The organism is Planktophila warneckei (SeqCode) (genome assembly GCF_965234675.1).
GTDB classification, from domain to species: domain Bacteria; phylum Actinomycetota; class Actinomycetes; order Nanopelagicales; family Nanopelagicaceae; genus Planktophila; species Planktophila warneckei.
In genome coordinates this window covers 105,721-127,624 of the sequence record NZ_OZ248350.1, presented here as the reverse complement: position 1 = coordinate 127,624, position 21,904 = coordinate 105,721, and the positions used below count along the sequence as shown (strand labels likewise).

At 46.2% G+C, this 21,904-nt stretch carries 21 protein-coding genes; 9 read left to right on the top strand and 12 right to left on the bottom strand.

The window, feature by feature from the left end; all coding sequences use genetic code 11:
- The first annotated feature begins 2 nt into the window (after positions 1–2).
- From AC8GFU_RS00670 to AC8GFU_RS00655, 4 genes are read left to right on the top strand one after another with little or no spacing between them, the layout of a single operon-like run.
- Positions 3–770 carry an HAD family hydrolase gene (locus tag AC8GFU_RS00670; protein WP_506626592.1) on the top strand — a complete coding sequence of 256 codons (768 nt, stop codon included), beginning with the start codon at positions 3–5 and terminating at the stop codon, positions 768–770.
- Positions 771–816: 46 nt separating this feature from the next.
- A complete protein-coding gene (locus tag AC8GFU_RS00665; RefSeq protein WP_506626591.1) occupies positions 817–3,006 on the top strand; it encodes a helicase-associated domain-containing protein in 2,190 nt (729 codons plus the stop codon).
- Positions 3,007–3,015: 9 nt separating this feature from the next.
- Positions 3,016–4,077 (top strand): M20/M25/M40 family metallo-hydrolase, encoded by a 1,062-nt coding sequence (locus tag AC8GFU_RS00660; protein WP_506626590.1) that lies wholly within the window; start codon positions 3,016–3,018, stop codon positions 4,075–4,077.
- Entirely contained in the window at positions 4,070–5,719 is a 1,650-nt protein-coding gene (locus AC8GFU_RS00655) for a DNA repair helicase XPB (protein ID WP_506626589.1), read from the top strand. Before AC8GFU_RS00660 ends, AC8GFU_RS00655 begins: the two co-directional genes overlap by 8 nt.
- Here the strand turns inward: AC8GFU_RS00655 and AC8GFU_RS00650 are convergent.
- Positions 5,682–5,933, bottom strand: coding sequence for a glutaredoxin family protein (locus AC8GFU_RS00650; protein ID WP_506626588.1), 252 nt, complete (start codon positions 5,931–5,933; stop codon positions 5,682–5,684). The genes AC8GFU_RS00655 and AC8GFU_RS00650 overlap by 38 nt on opposite strands.
- A gap of 96 nt (positions 5,934–6,029) precedes the next feature.
- Here AC8GFU_RS00650 and AC8GFU_RS00645 point away from each other — a divergent pair, with 96 nt between their 5' ends.
- Positions 6,030–8,405 (top strand): fibronectin type III domain-containing protein, encoded by a 2,376-nt coding sequence (locus tag AC8GFU_RS00645; RefSeq protein ID WP_506626587.1) that lies wholly within the window; start codon positions 6,030–6,032, stop codon positions 8,403–8,405.
- A gap of 3 nt (positions 8,406–8,408) precedes the next feature.
- On the opposite strand, the gene AC8GFU_RS00640 is transcribed toward AC8GFU_RS00645, so the two are convergent.
- Genes AC8GFU_RS00640 through proC form a run of 3 tightly spaced genes read right to left on the bottom strand, consistent with a single transcriptional unit; the run spans position 8,409 to position 10,548 of the window.
- A complete protein-coding gene (locus AC8GFU_RS00640; protein WP_009612566.1) occupies positions 8,409–8,507 on the bottom strand; it encodes a 30S ribosomal protein bS22 in 99 nt (32 codons plus the stop codon).
- A gap of 50 nt (positions 8,508–8,557) precedes the next feature.
- Positions 8,558–9,748, bottom strand: a complete 1,191-nt coding sequence (locus AC8GFU_RS00635; protein WP_506626586.1) for a hypothetical protein — start codon at positions 9,746–9,748, stop codon at positions 8,558–8,560.
- The gene (gene proC / locus AC8GFU_RS00630) at positions 9,745–10,548 is read right to left on the bottom strand and encodes a pyrroline-5-carboxylate reductase (protein WP_506626585.1); all 804 of its coding nucleotides are present in this window, start codon (positions 10,546–10,548) and stop codon (positions 9,745–9,747) included. The genes AC8GFU_RS00635 and proC overlap by 4 nt, the downstream gene beginning before the upstream one ends.
- A 39-nt stretch (positions 10,549–10,587) precedes the next feature.
- Here proC and AC8GFU_RS00625 point away from each other — a divergent pair, with 39 nt between their 5' ends.
- Genes AC8GFU_RS00625 through AC8GFU_RS00610 form a run of 4 tightly spaced genes read left to right on the top strand, consistent with a single transcriptional unit; the run spans position 10,588 to position 14,106 of the window.
- Positions 10,588–11,400 carry a DUF3109 family protein gene (locus AC8GFU_RS00625; RefSeq protein WP_506626584.1) on the top strand — a complete coding sequence of 271 codons (813 nt, stop codon included), beginning with the start codon at positions 10,588–10,590 and terminating at the stop codon, positions 11,398–11,400.
- A gap of 26 nt (positions 11,401–11,426) precedes the next feature.
- On the top strand, positions 11,427–12,794 hold the full coding sequence (radA, locus tag AC8GFU_RS00620) for a DNA repair protein RadA (RefSeq protein WP_506626583.1): 1,368 nt from the start codon (positions 11,427–11,429) through the stop codon (positions 12,792–12,794).
- Positions 12,791–13,642: an HhH-GPD family protein gene (locus AC8GFU_RS00615; protein WP_506626582.1), complete on the top strand. Its 852-nt coding sequence runs from the start codon at positions 12,791–12,793 to the stop codon at positions 13,640–13,642. The genes radA and AC8GFU_RS00615 overlap by 4 nt, the downstream gene beginning before the upstream one ends.
- Positions 13,639–14,106 carry a GNAT family N-acetyltransferase gene (locus tag AC8GFU_RS00610; protein WP_506626581.1) on the top strand — a complete coding sequence of 156 codons (468 nt, stop codon included), beginning with the start codon at positions 13,639–13,641 and terminating at the stop codon, positions 14,104–14,106. The genes AC8GFU_RS00615 and AC8GFU_RS00610 overlap by 4 nt, the downstream gene beginning before the upstream one ends.
- A 1-nt stretch (position 14,107) precedes the next feature.
- Here the strand turns inward: AC8GFU_RS00610 and AC8GFU_RS00605 are convergent, their stop codons facing one another.
- From AC8GFU_RS00605 to folP, 8 genes are all read right to left on the bottom strand, one after another.
- Entirely contained in the window at positions 14,108–16,609 is a 2,502-nt protein-coding gene (locus AC8GFU_RS00605) for an ATP-dependent Clp protease ATP-binding subunit (RefSeq protein ID WP_506626580.1), read from the bottom strand.
- A 140-nt stretch (positions 16,610–16,749) separates the two neighbouring features.
- Positions 16,750–17,241, bottom strand: coding sequence for an amino-acid N-acetyltransferase (locus AC8GFU_RS00600; protein ID WP_506626579.1), 492 nt, complete (start codon positions 17,239–17,241; stop codon positions 16,750–16,752).
- Between the two features lie 3 nt (positions 17,242–17,244).
- On the bottom strand, positions 17,245–18,750 hold the full coding sequence (lysS, locus tag AC8GFU_RS00595) for a lysine--tRNA ligase (RefSeq protein WP_506626578.1): 1,506 nt from the start codon (positions 18,748–18,750) through the stop codon (positions 17,245–17,247).
- Positions 18,751–18,770: 20 nt separating this feature from the next.
- Positions 18,771–19,535 (bottom strand): type III pantothenate kinase, encoded by a 765-nt coding sequence (locus AC8GFU_RS00590; RefSeq protein WP_506626577.1) that lies wholly within the window; start codon positions 19,533–19,535, stop codon positions 18,771–18,773.
- Positions 19,536–19,537: 2 nt separating this feature from the next.
- Positions 19,538–20,290 (bottom strand): pantoate--beta-alanine ligase, encoded by a 753-nt coding sequence (gene panC, locus AC8GFU_RS00585; RefSeq protein ID WP_506626576.1) that lies wholly within the window; start codon positions 20,288–20,290, stop codon positions 19,538–19,540.
- Between the two features lie 53 nt (positions 20,291–20,343).
- Positions 20,344–20,793 carry a 2-amino-4-hydroxy-6-hydroxymethyldihydropteridine diphosphokinase gene (gene folK, locus AC8GFU_RS00580; protein WP_506626575.1) on the bottom strand — a complete coding sequence of 150 codons (450 nt, stop codon included), beginning with the start codon at positions 20,791–20,793 and terminating at the stop codon, positions 20,344–20,346.
- Positions 20,790–21,152 (bottom strand): dihydroneopterin aldolase, encoded by a 363-nt coding sequence (folB, locus tag AC8GFU_RS00575; RefSeq protein ID WP_506626574.1) that lies wholly within the window; start codon positions 21,150–21,152, stop codon positions 20,790–20,792. The genes folK and folB overlap by 4 nt, the downstream gene beginning before the upstream one ends.
- Positions 21,149–21,904 (bottom strand): dihydropteroate synthase, encoded by a 756-nt coding sequence (gene folP, locus AC8GFU_RS00570; RefSeq protein WP_506626573.1) that lies wholly within the window; start codon positions 21,902–21,904, stop codon positions 21,149–21,151. Before folP ends, folB begins: the two co-directional genes overlap by 4 nt.

Sequence of the window (21,904 nt, the reverse complement as noted above, 5' to 3'; positions counted from 1 at the left end):
ACATGGCACTCACGCAGAAAAGAGCTGCCTTCTTTGATGTCGATAACACGCTTATTCGCGGCTCGGTAATTTACTTCTTGGGGCGCGGTATGTACCAACGCGGTTACTTCACCAAGAAGGATATTTCCCGATTTGTTTTAGCCAACCTGAGATTTCGCTTAACGGGTAAGGAAAACAAGGAAGAGATTCAGCGTTTTCAAGATGCCGCCACAGATTTCATTGGTGGCCACAACGTTAAAGATATCGAAAGTATCGCCCAAGAAATTTATGATGAATACGTTTCACCTGCTATTTGGCAAGGAACGATTGATATCGCCCAAAATTTGGTTGCTGATGGCGTTGAAGTTTATTTAGTAACAGCAGCTCCCGAAGATATGGCTGTAATTATCGCCAATCGTCTTGGATTAACAGGAGCACTAGGTAGTAAAGCTGAGATTGAAGACGGTCATTACACCGGCAAAATGAATGGCCCACTTCTGCACGGAAAAGAAAAAGCAGTTGCAGTTCGTGAGTTAGCAGTTGAAAAAGGTTTCGATCTTTCACAATGCTTAGCTTTTTCAGATAGCAATAATGATTTGCCGTTATTGCAATGTGTTGGTCATCCATCTGCAATTAATCCAGATGCGTTGCTTGGTTTACGTGCGATGGCTGAAGGTTGGCCGATCCACGACTTCCGCCGCGCACGCTTTATTGGCAAAGCGATCTCGCCGATTGTTGTGCGGTTAGCAGCCCTTGCAACATGGCTTACCCCGCGTAAACGTAAGGGCTAATTAACAACTCCTTCCAATATGCCAGTAATGTAGGCAAGTTATGGAAATGCGCTCCTTCTCCGACTACCTACGTAGTGTTGATGATGCTGCCCTAATAAATCTTTTTTCTGCACGTCCCGATTTAATTACACCTGTTCCACCAGATATTGCATCTCTAGCTGTGCGCGCTTGCTCTGCACCAAGTCTGGCGCGTGCAATTGATTCTTTAAACGCCTGGCAGTTTCAGGTTCTCGAAGCTGCCGCTTCAGTTAATGAACCTTTTAATGAAAAAGCTGTTGTTTCGCTGACAGATAAAGAGGCTAAATCTGCTTTAGAGCATTTAATAACAATAGGTTTGATCTATCCCTCAGAAGATGGAATGCGTTTGCCTACTCAGCTACGTGATGTCATGGGTGCTGAACCCGCCGGCCTTGGACCAGCATCAATGGCCAAGTTAAAGTTAAGTGAACTTGATGATGCGCCTGCGGATGCAAAAAAGGTTTTAGACAGATTGATGTGGGGACCACCTCGCGGAAGTGTTGGAGATATTAAGAATCCTGGTCCCGGAGTTGCTTGGTTGCTTGAAAAGAAATTCTTAGTTCCACTAGATCAACGCACAGTAATTCTTACCCGTGAAGTTGCTATCGCATTACGCGGTGGAAAAATTCATAAAGAGCGTTTTATCAAGGAGCCAACGCTAAAGGGAAGTAAGCGAGATTCTCGTCAAGTTAATTTGGCTGCGATTGCAAATGTTTCAACGGTTTTACGTTGGGTAGAAGAGTTGTTGAACTTTTGGGCAGATGAACCCGCAGATGCATTACGTGCTGGTGGATTAGGTGTTCGTGATCTTAAAGTTGTCTCAACTCATTTAGGTGTAGATGAATCCTGTACAGCATTTATCGCTGAGCTTGCTTACCTTGCATCGTTAGTAAGTATCGACGCAGATGATCGAATCTTGCCAAGCAATAAGTTTGATATCTGGTTGATGCAAACTCCATCAGAACGTTGGCAACAGCTAGCTTCGCAATGGTTAATAACTTCTCGTGTAAGCGGATTAGTCGGACGAGTAGAGGCTAAGAATGTTGCAGCGCTCGGACCCGAATTGGATCGAGTTAACGCTGCACGTGTGCGTGGATTGACCCTTGATTTGCTGCGTGAAAACCCAGAGGTTGCCCCTGAATGGAATAGCTTTAAAGAGGTACTGCTCTGGCGTGCACCAGTTCGTAGAAACACATCTCTGCAAGAGGAGTTAGCGGAATGGACGCTGCGTGAGGCTGAATGGCTGGGAATTACAGGGCAAGGCGCTATCTCAAAATTTGGAATTGAATTTCTAAATGGTGATGATCTGTCATCGATTAATGAAGACTTGCCAAAAACCGTTGATCACATTCTTATTCAAAGCGATAACACCGCTATTGCACCAGGACCGCTAGAACATGAAATCTCGCAGGCGCTAGCAATGATGGCCGAAATCGAAAGCCGCGGCGGTGCAACTGTGTACCGATTTACAGAAGCAACAATTCGTCGCGCACTAGATCACGGTAAGACTGGCGATGAGATCAAAACATTCTTGGCAAAAACATCTAAGACTCCAATGCCTCAACCCCTTGAGTACTTAATTGCAGATGTTGCAAAGAAGCACGGAAAGTTGCGAGTTGGAAACACCTCATCCTTTATTCGCTGTGAAGACACCGCATTAATTTCGCAGATCATGAATGATAAAAAGTTAGAGATTCTTGCACTTCGTCGTATTGCACCTGAGGTTGTTATTTGCGACATGGATGCAACTGATGCAATGCGAATCTTGCGCGAATCTGGTTACCTACCTGCGGGCGAATCTGCAAACGGAATGATTTTGACTGGGCCACGTTCAAACCGAGCGATCGCAAAACCTCGACCACCACGAATTATTGGTGAAGTAGAAACTCCTACTGAAGAAAGTATGACCGCTGCAATTCGTGCAATTCGAACTGGTGAAAAATCATCACATCGCCAAACAAAGCTTCGACAGGTTGCAAGTGAAGCACTTGGTCAATTACCTCGAACTACTGCAAATGAAACTATGGAAGTTCTGAACCAATTCATTATTGATGAGAAGACTCTTTCAATTGGATATGCCGATAACAATGGCGGAGTAACCCATCGAATCATCGACCCAATTCGCATTAGTGCAGGCGCATTAATTGCTAAGGACCATGCAACAGGCGAGGTTCAATCCTTCAGAATCCCACGCATCACAGGCGTGGCACCGCTATAGACTTATCCCATGTTGGCAGCCCTCGAAGCGTTAGTTAAGTTGGAATCTCCGACTGAAGATCTACAGGCCTGCCGTGATGTCATTCAACTTGCAAGCGAAATTGCTACGCGAGTTTTAGGAACACCTGCAGAAATTCGCGAAGTAAATGGTCGCCCAGTTTTTTGGTGGGGTGCACCAAATCCAGATGTCATCGTTCTTGCTCACTTAGACACTGTGTGGCCCAAGGGATCTTTCAATCCATTATGGAGTGTTGAAGGCACTGCAGCACGCGGCCCTGGAATCTTTGATATGAAAGCTGGCTTTGTTCAAGCTTTGTATGCGATGAAGGGAATTTCCGGAAGTGCTGCGCTGATTGCAACAACTGATGAAGAAACTGGAAGCGCAACAAGTAAAGAGTTCATCAAAGAGATTTCAGCGAAAGCAAAAGCGGTTTTAGTTCTAGAAGCAACACTTAACGGCAAAGTTAAAACTGGCCGCAAAGGTACAGCGATGTACCAAGTCAAAGTTCATGGCAAGGCATCTCATGCAGGACTTGAACCTGAAAAGGGTGTCAACGCAACAACTGAAATTGCACACGCTGTTATTGCAATTAATGAGATGGCAAATCCAGAACATGGCACAACTGTTGTTCCAACAACATTGCATGCAGGAAACACAACAAACACTGTTCCAGATTTAGCCGTTCTAGATATCGATATTCGCTCATATTCAATGGCTGATCTACAACGTGTTGATGCTGCGATCAAAGGTTTAAAGCCGGTTAACGCGGATACTCGTTACGAGATCACGGGCGGATTTAATCGTCCACCGTTAGAAACAACTTCAACTATGGCTTTGTATGAACGCGCTGAAAAGGTCGCAAAAGAGCTTGGAATGCCACCACTGGGCCATGCCTCAGTTGGCGGAGCAAGTGATGGAAACTTTGCAGCTGCAGCAGGTGCTCAAGTGCTTGATGGGCTTGGTGCAGTTGGCGATGGCGCTCACGCCGCGCACGAATGGGTAGACATCAGTACCCTTGAAGATCGCAGCAAGCTATTACATGCGCTAATAAAGGATTTACTTAATGACTGATGGTCCACTCATTGTTCAGAGCGATAAAACGCTACTGCTCGATATCGACCATCCAATGTCAGTTGAGTGTCGACGAGCAATTGCTCCTTTCGCAGAACTAGAACGCTCCCCCGAGCACATTCACACATATCGTTTAACACCACTTGGTTTATGGAACGCTCGCGCAGCAGGACATGATGCTGAGCAGGTAATCGACACCTTAATTAAGTATTCGCGATACGCCGTTCCACATTCAATTCTTATCGACGTTGCAGAAACAATGTCTCGATACGGTCGTTTGCGTCTCGAGATGGATCCTGTTCATGGATTAATTTTGATTACTACCGATACCGCTGTTCTTGAAGAAGTAATTCGCGCAAAGAAGATTGCACCATTGCTTGGTGCACGTATTGATGCTGAAACAATTGCGGTGCTTCCAAGTCAACGTGGACAGATTAAGCAATCGCTTTTGCGACTAGGTTGGCCAGCAGAAGATTTTGCAGGGTATGTCGATGGACAGGCACATGAAATTTCATTGGTTCAAAAGGATTGGAAGATCCGCCCTTACCAAGAGCTTGCTGCTGAAGGTTTCTGGCACGGTGGTTCGGGAGTTGTAGTTCTACCGTGCGGTGCTGGTAAAACAATTGTTGGCGCAGCGGCAATGGCGCATGCAAAGGCAACAACCTTAATTTTGGTGACAAACACTGTGGCTGCACGCCAATGGCGCGATGAATTGCTAAAGCGCACAACGCTTAATGAGGATGAAATCGGCGAATATTCAGGCGCAAAGAAAGAGATTCGCCCAGTAACTATTGCTACCTACCAAGTTATGACAAAGAAGAAAAATGGTGTGTACGCACACTTAGATCTCTTTGATTCGTACGACTGGGGTTTGATTATTTACGACGAAGTGCACCTATTACCTGCGCCAATCTTTCGTTTTACCGCGGATATTCAATCTCGTCGCCGTTTGGGACTTACTGCAACTTTGGTTCGTGAAGATGGCATGGAGGGCGAGGTTTTCTCACTCATCGGCCCTAAGCGATTTGATGTCCCTTGGAAGGAAATCGAAGCTCAGGGATATATCGCTCCCGCTGAATGTATTGAGGTTCGAGTAAATCTGACTGAAACCGAACGTCTTGCATATGCAACAGCTGAACCTGAAAACCGTTATCGCAACTGTGCAACCACACGTACAAAGCGAGATGTTGTTGAAGTCTTAGTTGAAAAACATGCCGATGATCAGGTGTTGGTAATTGGCCAATATATTGATCAGCTTGATGATCTTTCAGAGGTTTTAGGCGCACCGCTCATTAAGGGTGAAACACCAGTTAAAGAACGTGAGATTCTCTTTAATAAGTTTAGAAGTGGCGAGATTAAGTGCCTAGTAGTTTCAAAGGTTGCCAACTTTTCAATTGACTTACCTGACGCAACTATTGCGATTCAGGTGTCTGGTGCATTTGGTAGTCGCCAAGAAGAGGCGCAACGTTTAGGTCGTATCTTGCGACCAAAATCAGATGGCCGTGGCGCAAAGTTTTACTCAGTTATTTCACGTGACACCATTGATCAAGACTTTGCTCAAAACCGCCAACGCTTCCTTGCAGAGCAAGGGTATTCATACAAAATTATTGATGCTGACGATGTTTTTCAAGGGAAGATCTAAACCGCTCTGGATCAACCCGCCACATGTCGTGGTGAATGCCATCAATAAGAGTTACTGGAATTTGTTCTCCATACTTCTTAGATAATTCTTCATCACCATCAATTAAAATCTCTTCTATTTCAAAGTTCAGTTCCTGCTGCATTGATTGCAAAATCGTTAATGCATCTTCGCAAAGATGGCAACCAGTTCGGCCATAAATTGTTATGAGGGTCATTAATCTGCCCTTTCTAGCCTGTTAATTTCCTTAGAGAATTGGTATTTCCTACCCCTGACCTTAAACCACGCTTCAACCACTGATAGCGTTTGGCCCATGCTGCGGTTCAAGAAGATAGGTGCGATCGTCCTTGCTGGCGCTATTGCTGTCACCCTGCTTTCAACCGCGCCAACCCAAGCGCTGAGCTTTAAGCAGATCCCCGCAACAAACTGGGGTTACATCTACGCCGGAACCGATGCAACGGTAAGTAGTAAGTCGGCACCAACTGCGAAGAATTTAGAAGCGAAATCTAAGTTTGAGGTTAAGTACAACAACTTTCCTGATTGGGCTAAAAAAGAGGTTCAAGCTGCAATCGATGTGTGGTCTGCAAACTTCAAATCAAATGTAGTTGTAACTGTCGATGCTTCATGGGGACGTTCTAGTTCATGGGGTGTTCTCGGAAGTGCGCGACCTGGTGGATTCTTCTCCGCCTTTTCTGGCGCACCAGATCCATCACTTTGGTATGCATCAGCACCTGCTAACGCACTTGCAGGAAAGGATTTAGATAAAGCTAATCCTGATTTAGTTGTTCAAGTGAACTCGGCAGCCCCTTGGAACACACGTGGTGATGGTCTTCCAGGAACATCTGAATACGATCTTGAATCAGTTTTCATTCACGAGATCGGTCACGGATTAGGTTTTCTTTCAAATGATGCATACGACCCATACTTTGGTTTAGGAAGTCTTGATCAACCAACTCCATTTGATGCTTACTTACAAACAGCTGATGGTCGTCGTTTGGCAGATCTTCCAACACCATCAAAGGAGCTTGGTGCAGCTTTAACTTCATCATTGGTGTGGTCAGGTCCGCTTGGTGTTAAAGCTAATGGCGGAATTAAGCCAAAGATTTACACGCCATCGCGATATCAATCTGGTTCATCAACTTCACACTTAGATGAAGATACTTTTTCAAAAGCAGGCCTTGATTCTGTGATGACTCCAAGTCTTGATCCAGGCGAGATTTTCCACGAACCAGGACCACTTCTATTGGCGATGATGGAAGATATGCGAAACAAGCCTGCTGCAGGTGTTGCAACAGATCTTCCACAATCACCTCGTAATGCACAAGCATTTACTGGTGATTCATCAGCGTTAATTTCATTTGATCCGCCAGTTAATCTGCGAACCGCTCAAATTAGTGAATACATTATTAAGAATGTAAAGACAGGTGCAGAAAAGAAGTCTCTTACCAGCCCTGTACAGATGACCGGATTAAAAAACGGAACCTCTTATACATTCTCCGTTGTTGCGAAGAATGCACTCGGAGCATCTGATCCAGTTACAACCAAGGCTGTTACGCCTCAGGCGGGGTGGAAGAGCACCGTTCTAGATAGCAGTGCAGATGGAAAAACCGTTGCAAGCACAACATTTAATGGTCAGCCAGCGGTTGCTTACACCGACACAAAGAGCGGTGATTTAAAGCTTGCTACCTACGACGGTAAGAGTTGGAAAAAGGTAACTGTTGATGGCGCGGGTGGAAGCAGCGGCCGTACGACAGACACAATTGCTGGTCCAATCAGCATGTGCGTTAATGGCAGCGGAGTTAAACAAACACTTCATATCTTCTACAGCGATTCCAGCGAAAAGGATCTGCGCTACGCATCATTTAATGGCAAGAGCTACACCTTTGAAACCGTTGATGGAAATGGTTCTGCAGTTAACAACTACGAGGATCCAATCCGTGTTCGCACTTCAAGTGATGTAAGTGTTTCAAACGCTTGTGTTGCTTCGACCAGTGCTGTGCAAGTCTTTTATCGAGACGAAAGCCAAGGCGTTCTTCTTGGGGCTGTAAAAACTAAGAGCGCACCATGGAAATACGAACTTCTAGATGGCGATCGCAAGACTGATGGTCGCACCACAGGTGACGTTGGATTCCACTTACAAGCGATCTTTGATGGTACAAAAACTTATGTTGCTTACGATTCTGTAGTTTCAATGAACCAGAAGAAGGAAATAACTGCAGGTGCAATTCGAATTGCAACACGTACCGGAATTGAGCCAACTGCTTGGCAGTACCAGACACTAGATATTTCAACAGATGATGCTTCTGTATTTGGATTTGATGTTGCTCTTGCAAAGGTTGGTGGCGATGTTATGGCTACCTGGTTAGCAGCATCAGCTGCAACTGCACCTAAGCCAAACCAGGTTCGTTGGGCGATGCTCAGCGATTCAACAAAGATTTCAAAATTAACTACTGAAAGCTTTGGAACTCCTGGTGAGTTCATGACCACCGATGGAAAGACAATTATTTTTAATTGCCAAGAGAGGTTGTGCGCTCTAGATACAAGCAAGAAGGATCTTGGCCAAGCTGCAATACGTTTAGTTAGCAGTACCCAAGGCTCTGAACCTACTCAGAGCGCTTGGGTAACTGTTAACAAAGTTAAATACTTGCTCGCCACAATAAATGGCAAGCTGGCACTTCTTAAGCCGTAATTTTTACTTAGCGTTACGGCGCTGAATGCGAGTCTTCTTCAGAAGCTTCTTGTGCTTCTTCTTCGCCATGCGCTTGCGTCGCTTTTTAATTACGGAACCCATATGTCACGCTCTCATTTCATAAGTTCGCACTGTGTGTGCGGGGGTTTAGGTTACCGCGGATTCGGGGTAAAAATCGAAACAGATTCTGCGCTTGAAGTTAGGGCTAAAACGCCTAACTCCTTCGAATTAAGGACTGATAACACTTCGCTTTGACCCGCAGGAGCGCTGGAAGCCGCCGCAATGACTCCCTTGGCGTCGAATGTAAGCAGCAGAGGTGTTGGAGCTTTCGGGCTCCAGATCAACTGTGCAATTGCAGCTGTAGAAATAAAGAGTGTTTGATTTGCAGATCCCGAGACCGCAGGACCAGTTGATCCGAATCGGTAGGTCCACGTTGGAACATAAGTATTTGAAAACTTTGTAACCGCTATTTCTGATTTACCTGAGGCCACAACTTCACCCGACAGCAGCAATGTGGATGAGGCGCTATTCCATACCCGCTTTCCTTTAGCTACTGAACTGCGGACAACATTGGTAATTTTTAACGCCTTTGAAACTTTGATCAAGACTCCATCAGTAACTCCGGCAACTTTTTTTCCAGCCAAAGTTTCTGAACTAGAGCCCGCAACAGTAAATGTTCCATCGCTATGACGAACTACTGATTCTGCTGTCGTGCTTGCTGTGCCAATTTGCAACAACTTTGAAAACACACCTGCACTATCGGTATTGGCTAAAAAGCCTGCATTGCCTTTATCTGTGCCCATAATTCCAACGACAGATGCGCCGGCTTTATCCACGACAATTGCAGTTGGAAATAAGACATAACTAGTTGGCAAAGTATTTGTAAAAAGCAAAGATCCTGCTGCGCTAACTTTCCAGATCGTTACCGCATGTAAATCTCCTACAAAAACATTGGCAGGAATTACAGTGTTATCTGGATTTAATGGAGTCGCTGTTGAAGTTGGAGCAATCGCACCCATCGCTAACGGAGTAGCTCCTGCAACCCAGACGTCTCCTGCAGAGTCAACAGCGGCGGCGGTTGCAATAGATGCAACAGATTGATCCAGCGATAGGTTCCATAACTCTTTACCTGTTGCATCAATCGCTCGGGCATATGCCTTTGAACTCTTCGTTCCGTAAACAATGATCGATTTTCCTGAAACGACAGCTCCACTTACCTCTTCAGGTGAACCCAGAGTTGTCAGTAATTGCATTGGTTTTACTGCGATTTTCTTAGTTGCCGCGTGCGCAATCGGCGCTATTAATAGTGAAGCGAGTAAAACTAAGGAAATGAAGCGTTTCACGCTAATTCCTGCGAACGATCGCGAGCCGCCTTCATTGCCTTAGCAACCATAGAGTTCAGATCCCCTGCACCAAATGATGCGAGCGCAGCAGCCGTAGTTCCATTAGGGCTTGTTACATTTTCACGCAAAGTTGTTGCGCTCTTTCCAGATTCATCTAATAACTTCGCAGCGCCAACAATTGTCTGCACAGTAAGAGTTGTTGCATCGGCATCGCTAAGGCCAAGCTCTTTTGCTCCTGAAACCATTGCTTCAACAAATGCGAAGAAGTAAGCCGGTCCTGATCCGCTTGTGGCTGTCACTGCATCTTGTAGATCTTCTGTAACCTCAATGACCTTGCCCGTTGCACCTAAGAAGCCAAGTACAAAACTCTTTTGGGCATCTGTCACACCAGCACCCATTGATGCAGCCGCCATTCCAGCACCAACTAAGGTAGGCGTATTTGGCATTACGCGAACAACTGGATTACCAGTGCCTAAACCATTACTGATAAATGAGATTGTCTTACCCGCTGCGAAGGTAATAACAACCGCTGCTGGATTAATCAAACCCTTAATCTCTTCAAGCACTGCGCCCATATCCTGAGGCTTCACAACCAACAACAGGGCATCTGCGCCTGCAACATTTGCGGCCAGTGGTGCGACTTTGATCGAATACTTAGCAATTAACTCAGCTGCTCGCTCATCACGCTTTTCAGAAATCGTAATGAACTCTGGTTTAACACCAAATGAAATCAATGCAGCGATAAGGGCTTCACCCATTACTCCTGCACCAATTACTGCAACCTTTGATTGCTGATTCATGTAACAAGCCTACCTGTTATGCCTGTAGGCTCTGCGACTATGTCAGAAGTAAAGCCAGGATTTGCGCGTGATTGGGTTGAATTTTTCGACCCAAATGACGATGAAACAATCTTCAAGTGCGACCTAACGTGGCTTACCTCTTTTTGGACTTGTATCTACGGCGATGGTTGCCAAGGTGTATTCAAGAGCCAACCTGATTCAGGATGTTGCACAGAAGGTGCGATGTACACCGATGAAGCAGATGAAGAGCGCACAAATAAAGCTGCTGCTTATCTGACGCCTGATATGTGGCAGTACTACAACGAGGCTCGTCCAAAGAAGCCTGGTGGCGCATTACGTATCTCTGAAAAAGATGAAGATGGCGAACGCAAAACTCGTCGCGTTGATGATGGTTGCATCTTCCTAAACCGTAAAGGTTACGAAGCAGAAGGTTTCACTGGATCATTTGGTTGTGTACTTCACCACGTTGCACAACGCGATGGAAAGCACTTTGCAGATACAAAGCCTGATGTTTGCTGGCAGTTGCCATTGCGTCGTAGCTTTGAAACTCGCGAATACGGTGAGCGCGAATACTCAGTCACAGTAATTGGCGAGTACGAGCGCCTTGCTTGGGGCGATGGCGGAGATGATTTCGACTGGTACTGCACAAGTAACAGCGATGCTCACGTTGGTAGCGAACCTGTTTATATTTCGAACAAGTATGAACTTGAACTATTGATGGGCAAGGATGCGTACAACGAACTTGCTCGCCTGTGCGAAGCGCGTATGGAACATATCCGTGAGGCTGCAGCCCGAAACCTTCCACTATTTATCATTCAGCATCCAGCGACATTGGCTGCCCAGAAGAAATAGTCAGTCCCTTGTCATAGGGTTACCTCATGGCCAAGGTTGAAAAAGATCCATTCCGCTGCACCGAGTGTGGCTGGACCTCGCAAAAATGGGTTGGCCGCTGTGGTGAATGCCAAGCATGGGGCGTTGTTGAAGAGATCGCAGCACCTAAAAAACTTTCATTAGTAGCTGGAAATGTAACCGCTAAAGCAACACCTATTGGCGATGTTGATTTATCTGCAGCACATGCGCGTGCAACAGGAGTTTCCGAATTAGATCGCGTACTTGGCGGCGGATTAGTACCAGGTGCTGCAATTCTTCTTGCGGGCGAACCAGGCGTTGGTAAATCAACACTTCTACTTTCAGTTGCTGCACAAACCGCATCAAAGGGAATTCCTGCGCTGTACATCAGCGGTGAAGAGTCTGCATCACAGGTTCGTCTGCGTGCAGAACGAATCAATGCAATTGATCCTCAATTATTCCTTGCATCTGAAACAGATCTTGGCGCTGTCATTGCACATATCGACTCTGTTAAACCACAACTTTTAATTATCGACTCAGTTCAAACAATTGGAAGCGCTGCAGCAGATGGTGCACCTGGTGGTGTTACGCAAGTTCGCGAAGTTGCTGGCGCGTTAATTCGTATTTGTAAAGATCGTGACATTACTTTGCTACTCGTTGGACATGTAACAAAGGATGGATCGATCGCAGGTCCTCGACTGCTAGAACATATCGTTGATGTTGTTTTGCAGTTTGAAGGTGAGCGCCACTCACGTCTTCGCTTAATTCGTGCAATCAAGAACCGCTTTGGTGCATCTGATGAGGTTGGTTGTTTTGATTTAAGTGACACCGGAATCGAATCCGTTCTCGATCCAACCGGTTTGTTTACATCTCGTCACGCAGAACCAGTTCCTGGAACATGTGTAACAGTTACTTTGGAAGGTCGTCGCCCTCTTCTTGCAGAAATTCAAGCGCTGGTATCTGCTGGTCGCGAAAATGATTACGGAAATGCACGTCGCGTTGTTTCTGGTTTGGACTCTGCACGCACCTCTATGACCCTTGCCGTTCTAGAACTTCGTGCAAACATCCGCGTAGGTGGTCGCGATGTCTATGCGGCCACCGTTGGCGGCATGAAAATGACCGAGCCTGCCGCTGATTTAGCCCTCGCTTTAGCTGTGGCATCGGCTGCAAAAGGGCTTGCTCTGCCTTCAGATTTAGTTGCAATCGGTGAAGTTGGTTTGGCTGGAGAAATCCGCAAGGTAAGCGGTGTAAATCGCAGACTCCAAGAGGCGTACCGACTTGGCTTCAAGCGCGCATTAGTTCCAACAGGTTCAGATACAAAGATAGATGGCATGGAGATCGTTGAAGTTTCACGTCTTGATGCCGCGCTAAAACGGGTAAAAATCACCGGCGAATGAGTTCGTTAGAAAAACCAATTCTTGCTTGGTTTAAAAAGAACAAAAGAGATTTACCGTGGCGCAACACAACGCCATGGGGCGTGATGGTTAGCGAATACATGTTGCAACAAACTCCAGTTAATCGAGTCCTTCCTAAGTGGAATGAGTGGATGGAGCGTTGGCCAACACCTAAAGATTTAGCAATGGCAACCCCTGCACAAGTCATTACCGCTTGGGGGCGTTTGGGATATCCACGTCGCGCACTTCGTTTGCATGCAGCGGCACAAATCATCGCTGAAGATTTCAACAACACGGTTCCAGAAGATCAAGAGACTTTGCAACTACTTCCTGGAATTGGCGAATACACCGCAGCAGCGATTGCAGCTTTTGCATTTGAGCAACGATCTCTTGTGATGGATGTGAACATCCGCAGATTGTTGGTTCGCGCTATTGACGGTGAAGAGCATCCAAAGCCGGCACCAACCGCACAAGAGAAAGCGCGCCGGTTAACCATCCTTCCAACAAAGAATGCGCATGTGTGGGCAGCTGCAACTATGGAACTCGGTGCACTTGTATGCACTTCTAAGAATCCATCCTGCGAACTGTGTCCAATTATTGGCCAATGCCAGTGGCGTAAGAATGGTTACCCAAAAACAGATCTCGTTCGTAAATCGCAGGATTGGCATGGCACCGATCGCAAATGTCGCGGAACAATTGTGCAGGCACTTCGCGACAATGAGTCTTTAACTGAAGCCGCCATTAAGAAGTTATGGCCAGATGAATCTCAGGTCGAAAAAGCATTGAAAACATTGGCTGATGACCTACTTATTCAAAGACTCCCCCGCAATCGCTATAGACTGCCGCAATGATTCGCTACGCAACTAAAGAGGATGTTCCTCGTATTCATCAGTTGATTAAAGATTTAGCTGAGTACGAGAAGGCTCCACTTGAGGCAAAGGCAACGATCGAACAGATTGAACAATCTCTTTTCAGCGAACACCCCGTTGCTTACTGCCATGTCGCAGAGGAGAACGGATTAGTTGTTGGAATATCTATCTGGTTCCTTAACTACTCAACTTGGGTTGGTAAGCCAGGAATTTATCTTGAGGATCTTTATGTAGATCCCGCATACCGCGGCAAGGGATACGGATTAGCTTTCCTTAAAGAGCTTGGAAAAATCTGCGTTGAGCGAGATTACGAAAGATTGCAGTGGTGGGTTCTGGATTGGAATCAACCAAGCATCGATTTCTACACATCACTAGGGGCAGTGCCCATGGATGAGTGGACCGTATATCGCGTTAGCGGAGACGCACTTAAAAAACTAGGAAGTTAATTTAAGCGGTTGGTGCTTCAGCAAGATCTTCAGGAGTATCAGGCATTGATGCCTTCGCTGCTCCCTTGAAAGTAAAGACAGCTTCCGCGCCTTCTCCTTCAACATCTACAACGATGATCTCGCCAGCCTTTAGCTCACCGAACAAGATGCGCTCTGACAACGCATCTTCGATCTCGCGCTGAATTACACGACGCAATGGACGTGCACCAAGCAGTGGATCGTAACCACGCTCTGCAAGAAGATCCTTCGCAGCAGGTGTGAGTTCAATACCCATGTCCTTTGCCTGCAAACGATCATCAAGATTCTTAAGCATGAGATCAACGATCTGAATGATCTGTGGCTTTGTGAGCTGGTGGAACACGATGATGTCATCGATACGGTTGAGGAACTCAGGGCGGAAGTGTGACTTTAGTTCATCACTTACCTTGCCCTTCATGCGCTCGTAATTAGTTAGGTCATCATCTGAGTTCGCAAAGCCAAGCCCGAGTGACTTAGAGATGTCACGGGTACCAAGGTTTGTTGTCATGATGATGACAGTGTTCTTGAAGTCAACGGTGCGACCTTGAGAATCTGTAAGGCGTCCATCTTCAAGTACCTGAAGTAGTGAGTTGAAGATATCTGGGTGTGCCTTTTCGATTTCATCAAAGAGAACAACTGAGAATGGACGACGGCGAACCTTTTCAGTTAGCTGTCCACCCTCGTCGTATCCGACATACCCTGGAGGTGCACCGAACAAACGTGATGCGGTGTGACGCTCTGAGTACTCAGACATATCAAGTTGAATCAACGCATCTTGATCACCAAACAAGAATGATGCAAGTGTGCGAGAAAGTTCAGTCTTACCAACACCAGATGGACCAGCGAAGATAAATGATCCGCCAGGACGACGTGGATCCTTAAGACCAGCGCGTGTACGACGAATTGCTTGTGACAACGCCTTGATCGCTTGATCCTGTCCGATAACACGGTTGTGAAGTTCATCCTCCATGCGAAGCAGACGTGCTGTTTCCTCTTCAGTTAACTTGAAGACAGGAATTCCAGTTGATGCAGATAGCACCTGGGCGATGAGTTCTTCATCAACTTCGGTGACCTTATCTAGATCAGTTGCCTTCCAATTCTTTTCAGCCTCTTGCTTCTCGCCGATAAGTGTCTTTTCCTTATCGCGAAGAGTTGCAGCTAATTCAAAATCTTGACCATCGATCGCTGACTCTTTTTCCTTACGAGCATTTGCGATCTTGTCATCAAATTCCCGAAGTTCAGCAGGTGCTGTCATGCGCTTAATGCGAAGACGTGAACCAGCTTCATCGATTAAATCGATCGCCTTGTCTGGCAAGAAACGATCTGAGATGTAGCGATCTGCCATGTTTGCTGCTGCAGATAGCGCGCCATCTGTAATTGAAACACGGTGGTGAGTTTCGTAGCGATCGCGAAGACCCTTAAGAATCTCAATTGTGTGCGCAACAGAAGGCTCTTTTACCTGAATTGGCTGGAAGCGACGCTCTAGCGCTGCATCCTTTTCTACATGCTTGCGGTACTCATCAAGTGTTGTTGCACCGATTGTCTGTAGCTCACCGCGGGCAAGCATTGGCTTCAAGATGCTTGCAGCATCAATTGCACCTTCTGCTGCTCCTGCGCCAACAAGTGTGTGAATTTCATCGATGAAAAGAATGATGTCACCGCGAGTCTTGATCTCCTTAAGCACCTTCTTCAAGCGCTCTTCGAAATCTCCACGGTAACGAGAACCAGCAACAAGCGCACCCAAATCAAGTGAGTACAGCTGCTTATCCTTCAAAGTTTCTGGAACATCGTTCTTGTAAATTGCTTGTGCAAGACCTTCAACAACCGCGGTCTTACCAACACCTGGTTCACCAATTAGAACTGGGTTGTTCTTTGTGCGTCGTGACAGAACCTGCATCACACGTTCGATTTCATTTTCGCGACCGATAACTGGATCAAGCTTTCCTTCGCGTGCAGCTTGTGTCAGGTTGCGACCAAATTGATCAAGTACCAAAGATGTAGATGGAGTTCCTTCTGCAGGTCCACCAGTTTGTACAGCTTCTTTTCCTTGGTATCCAGAGAGAAGTTGAATAACTTGCTGACGAACGCGATTTAAATCTGCACCAAGCTTTACAAGAACTTGTGCTGCAACGCCTTCACCTTCGCGAATTAATCCAAGAAGAATGTGTTCTGTACCTATGTAGTTGTGACCCAACTGCAACGCTTCACGAAGTGAAAGTTCTAGAACCTTCTTCGCGCGCGGAGTAAATGGAATGTGACCGCTTGGTGCTTGCTGGCCTTGACCGATGATCTCTTCAACTTGTGCGCGTACGCCTTCAAGTGAGATGCCCAATGATTCAAGCGCCTTAGCTGCAACGCCTTCACCTTCGTGGATTAGTCCAAGCAGGATGTGCTCGGTGCCGATGTAGTTGTGGTTGAGCATGCGTGCTTCTTCTTGGGCCAGCACGACAACGCGGCGGGCTCGGTCTGTAAAGCGCTCAAACATGGGCGGTGCTCCTTTGGGTCGATCTTTCGTTAAGCCTAATACCTGCGGGGCTACGCTCGCGAGGCGGAATGCTTCTGCCTTTTACAACCCCAAATGTGGCGGGGTTATGCCCGAAATTGGGCTAAATCTGGGGGCAGTTTTTACAGCTTTTTGAGCATTCGGGTGTTGCCCAAGGTATTTGGCTTCACCGATTCAAGATCCAAGAACTCAGCCACACCAGCATCATATGAACGCAAAAGCTCTGCGTAGATCTCTGGCTCTACCGGTGTTCCTTCAATAACTTCAAAACCATGACGACCGAAGAACTCTGTTTCAAAGGTTAAGCAAAAGATTCGCTTTACTCCGATGTTCTTTGCGCGATCAACAATTGATTCCAGGATCTGGTGACCAACACCTTGTCCACGAAGTTTTTCTGACACTGCAACTGTGCGAACTTCAGCAAGGTCTTCCCACAAAACGTGTAATGCGCCGCAACCAACAACCTCATCGCCTTCAACAGCAACCGTAAACTCTTGAACGCTTTCATACAGAGTTACAGTTTCTTTCGATAGCAAACGGCCTTGTGGTGCATATGAATCAATTAAATGACGAATGCCTTTAATGTCGCTTGTACGAGCTGGACGAATCTGCATTGATTATTCAACTTCAGGCTTAACAAGTGGGAACAAAATTGTTTCGCGAATTCCAAGACCAGTTAGTGCCATGAGTAAACGATCTACGCCCATTCCCATTCCACCAGTTGGTGGCATTGCAAACTCCATTGCGCGCAAGAAATCTTCATCAACCTGCATCGCTTCAAGATCACCCTTAGCACCAAGTGTTGCTTGTTCAACTAAACGATCACGTTGAACAACTGGGTCAATTAGCTCTGAGTATCCAGTTGCTAATTCGAAACCATCTACATACAAGTCCCACTTTTCTACAACGCCAGGAAGTTCGCGGTGTGCGCGAACAAGTGGTGAGGTATCAACAGGGAATCCCATAACAAATGTTGGTTCTACTAATTCATGGCGAGCAACATGTTCAAAGATCTCTTCTGCGAGCTTTCCGGTAATCCACTTCGGATCAATCTTCATGCCCAACTTGTCAGCAATCTTCTTCAAATCTGCATACGGAGTTAGTGCTGTAACGCTCTCGCCAACACCGTTAGAAATAGCGTCATATAAGGAGATTTGCTTCCACTGGCCACCTAGATCAGCCTGACGTCCATCATGGTGTGTAACAACATGTGAACCGGCAACCGCCATCGCAGCGTTCTGAACAAGGGTGCGAGTTAGATCAGCGATCGACATCCAGTCGCCGTAGGCCATATAGCTTTCGATCATCGCAAACTCTGGTGAGTGAGATGAGTCAGCACCTTCATTACGGAAGTTACGGTTGATCTCAAATACGCGCTCAATACCGCCAACAACGCAACGCTTCAAGAATAGTTCTGGTGCGATACGTAGGAAGAGATCCATGTCGTATGCGTTTGAGAAAGATTTAAATGGACGTGCAGCTGCTCCACCATGCATAACCTGCAACATTGGTGTTTCAACTTCAACAAAGTTTGCCGTATCAAATGTGTCGCGCAAAGACTTCATAACAGCAGGACGCATGCGTGCATTGCTGCGAGCTTCAGGGCGAACAATCAAATCTACATAACGCATGCGAACACGAGTCTCTTCAGACATCGGCTTGTGATCATTTGGCAATGGACGCAATGACTTAGATGCCAATGTCCATGAGTTAGCCAAGATTGAAAGTTCGCCGCGCTTTGATGTGATGATTTCACCAGTAACAGAAACAATGTCACCTAGATCGATATCATCTTTCCAAGAATCAAGTGCTTCTTGCCCAACCTTGTCTAGCGACAACATCGCTTGAAGCTCTGTTCCATCACCTTCGCGCAATGTTGCAAAGCAAAGCTTTCCGGTATCGCGCTTGAAAATAATGCGACCTGTTAAGGATTCAATGTCGCCAGTAGCAACATCGATTTCTAGTCCAACATACTTTTCTCGAATTTCAGCTAAAGATTTTGTGCGAGGCACAGAAACTGGATATGGCTCAACGTTGCGCTCTAGTAAAGAGGCGCGCTTTTCACGTCGAATACGGAGCTGCTCAGGCAGATCCTCTTCAATAGGCTGGTTGTCTGTGCTCATAGGTCGTGAAGTCTACCGAGTTAAGCATTTCGTTCGTGAATCAGGCGAAGGCCGATAAGCGTTAAATCAGGCTCATGATGGTCGATAGTTTCTGAAACTCCGATAATCAATGGCGCTAATCCACCCGTTGCAATCACGGTTGGCTTCTCTGAATATGTATCCAGCAGCTCGGCTGTAATGCGATCAACCAATCCATCGACCTGACCTGCAAATCCATAAATAGTTCCGGATTGCAGCGCTTCAACTGTGTTCTTGCCAATGACATTTTTTGGCTTGATCAATTCAACTTTACGAAGTTGAGCTGCACGTGCAGCTAGAGCATCAACTGAGATTTCAATACCGGGGGCAAGTGCGCCACCAAGGAATTCGCCCTTAGGTGAAACCACATCAAGATTTGTGGATGTACCGAAATCAACAACGATCGCTGGGCCACCAAATAATGTGTGCGCAGCCAAAGTATTAACGATGCGATCTGCACCAATCTCCTTTGGATTATCAACTAATAGCGGGACACCAGTTTTAATCCCTGGCTCAACAATTGTTACTCGCACATCTGCAAAGTAATCGGCGATCATGCTGCGTAGTTCGCGAAGCGTAGCTGGAACTGTAGAACAGACTGAAAGACCTGTCAGGTTGTAATCCTCAACCAATGCGCGGTACTGCAACCACAACTCATCAGCGGTGCTGCGTGGATCAGTCTTTACGCGCCACGATCTAACCATTTCCTTGTCATCAAAGATTCCAAGTACTGTGTTTGTGTTTCCGACGTCAACTGTTAATAACATGGTTATCTCCCCACCATTGGCATGTTATCTATTAAACGAACACCTTCGACCCAGCCAGCAATAATCGCTCTGCGATTTTCAGTTGAATCATTTGCAGCCGAAAAATCCTTTTCATCAATAATCGTCGCGTAATCCTTGTCAAAGCCCGCCTCTGTAGCCAAGGTTGTGTTAAGAATCTCTTGGGCTATTTCTACTGATGGAGCAAGCTTTGCCGCTGCTAATGCGCGATGAATTACTAGCGCTGTGTTTCTTCCAGATTCGCTTAAACGAACATTGCGAGAAGACATTGCCAGACCATCAAATTCACGCACAGTTGGTACAGCAACAATCTCAACCTTGCTCTTCATCGCCTTAATAATTGTTAGCTGCTGAAAATCCTTTTCGCCAAAGATCGCCTTGTCAGGCTTTGCAATTGCAAACAAGCGATCTACAACTGTTACAACACCATCGAAATGTCCAGGACGTGATGCTCCTTCAAACTTATTACCCAGTGCACCTGCGCTTAATGTTTTAAAACCTTCGGGGTATAGATCCTCGTATTCTGGAAACCAGACTTCATTTGCGCCTGCGATAGTTGCAATCTCAATATCTCGTTGCGGTGTGCGTGGATACTTTTCTAAATCCTCTTTGTTTTCAAACTGCAATGGATTTACAAAGATACTAACAATGACATCTTTATCTAATGTGCGCGCACGCTTAATCAACGCTTGGTGGCCTTTATGCAAGGCACCCATTGTTGGCACTAATACAGTCATTTCAGTGGCTCCAGTCCTTTCGGGGTACCGGGCGAGATGTAGAAAGTTTACCGCTAAGCGGGCAATTGCTCCAAAAGTTCTTTTACAGATCCATGTGTAAGCAGGATTGCATCAGGCTCAATTTCAAACCATGGTTCAAGCACAAAGCGTCGTTCATGTGCACGAGGGTGCGGAAGTTGTAATTCATCAGCTTTACTCAATAACCCACCGTATTGAATGAGATCTAGATCGATTGTGCGAGGACCCCAATGTTCAATGCGCTCACGCCCGAGGCTCTTTTCAATTCCATGCAGCAATGACAATAAATCCATTGCAGGAAGCTCACTTTCAATAATGCACACAGCGTTTTGGTAATCAGGTTGTTCAGGGCCACCTACAGGGGCTGTTGTGTAATAGTTAGAAACTACCTTTACATCTGTAGCTTCACGCAACAGAGCAACAGCTAGATCTAAGTTTTCCTTTGGGTCACCAATGTTGGCACCTAATGCAATAACGGCTTTCATCGTGATCGAGTTACGACAACTGCAATATCTTTTAATTGAGCCGCAACTGGTGCTTGTGGCTTATGGACCGTCACAACTACTGATTGAACTTTGATGTGCTGATTTAGTACTCGCTCAGCAATCCGAGCAGCTAACTTCTCAATCAAATTAACTGGATTGCTTGTAATTTCTTCTACAACTAAATCTGTAATCTCGGCGTAGTTGACCGTATCTTCAATTGCATCAGATTGTGATGCTGCGGTTAGATCCACTGAAAGAGTAAGGTCAACAAAAAAGTCTTGGCCATCTTTACGTTCATGCTCAAATAGACCGTGATACCCAAAGCCATGGATGCCAGTTAGAACAATTTGATCACTCATACTGACAGCACCTCCTTATGTGGCTTCACACTATGAACTCTAACTGCCCATACACCAGTTGGTGCAAGTCGCTTAGTTAAATCAATTGTTGCTTGCTCACGTTCATCTGGAGTATCCCCGCCTAAGAATCTTTTGCGCGATGCTCCAACTAATACTGGATATCTCAAAGCCACAAATTGATCGATCGCATCGATGATCGCCCAGTTGTGATCAGCATCTTTAGCAAAGCCCAAGCCTGGATCAATTATTAAATGTTCTGCAGTAATCCCTGCATCTAAGGCAGCTGATATGCGTTCTTGCAGCTCAGAAATCACATCGCTTACAACATCGCCGTAAACAGCCTTTGAATTCATATCTTTTGATTGTCCACGCCAATGCATCGCAATGTACGGCACCTTTAATTCGGCAGCGGTCTGAAGCATCGATTGATCGGCTAATCCCCCGCTAACATCATTAATGATTGAGGCGCCTGCAGTGATTGCAGCTTTAGCTGTGCTCGCACGCATCGTATCGATGCTTATCTTGGCACCGTGCTTTGCTAACTCCTTGATTACAGGAATTGTTCGTGCAATCTCTTCCTCTTCAGAAACCCGATCTGCACCAGGTCTTGTTGATTCGCCACCGATGTCGATGATGTCGACGCCTTCTGAAATCATCTCTAAACCGCGAGCAACTGCAGATTCAAAATCATTGTGCTTTCCGCCATCGGCAAATGAATCTGGTGTCACATTCAAGATGCCCATCACCAACAT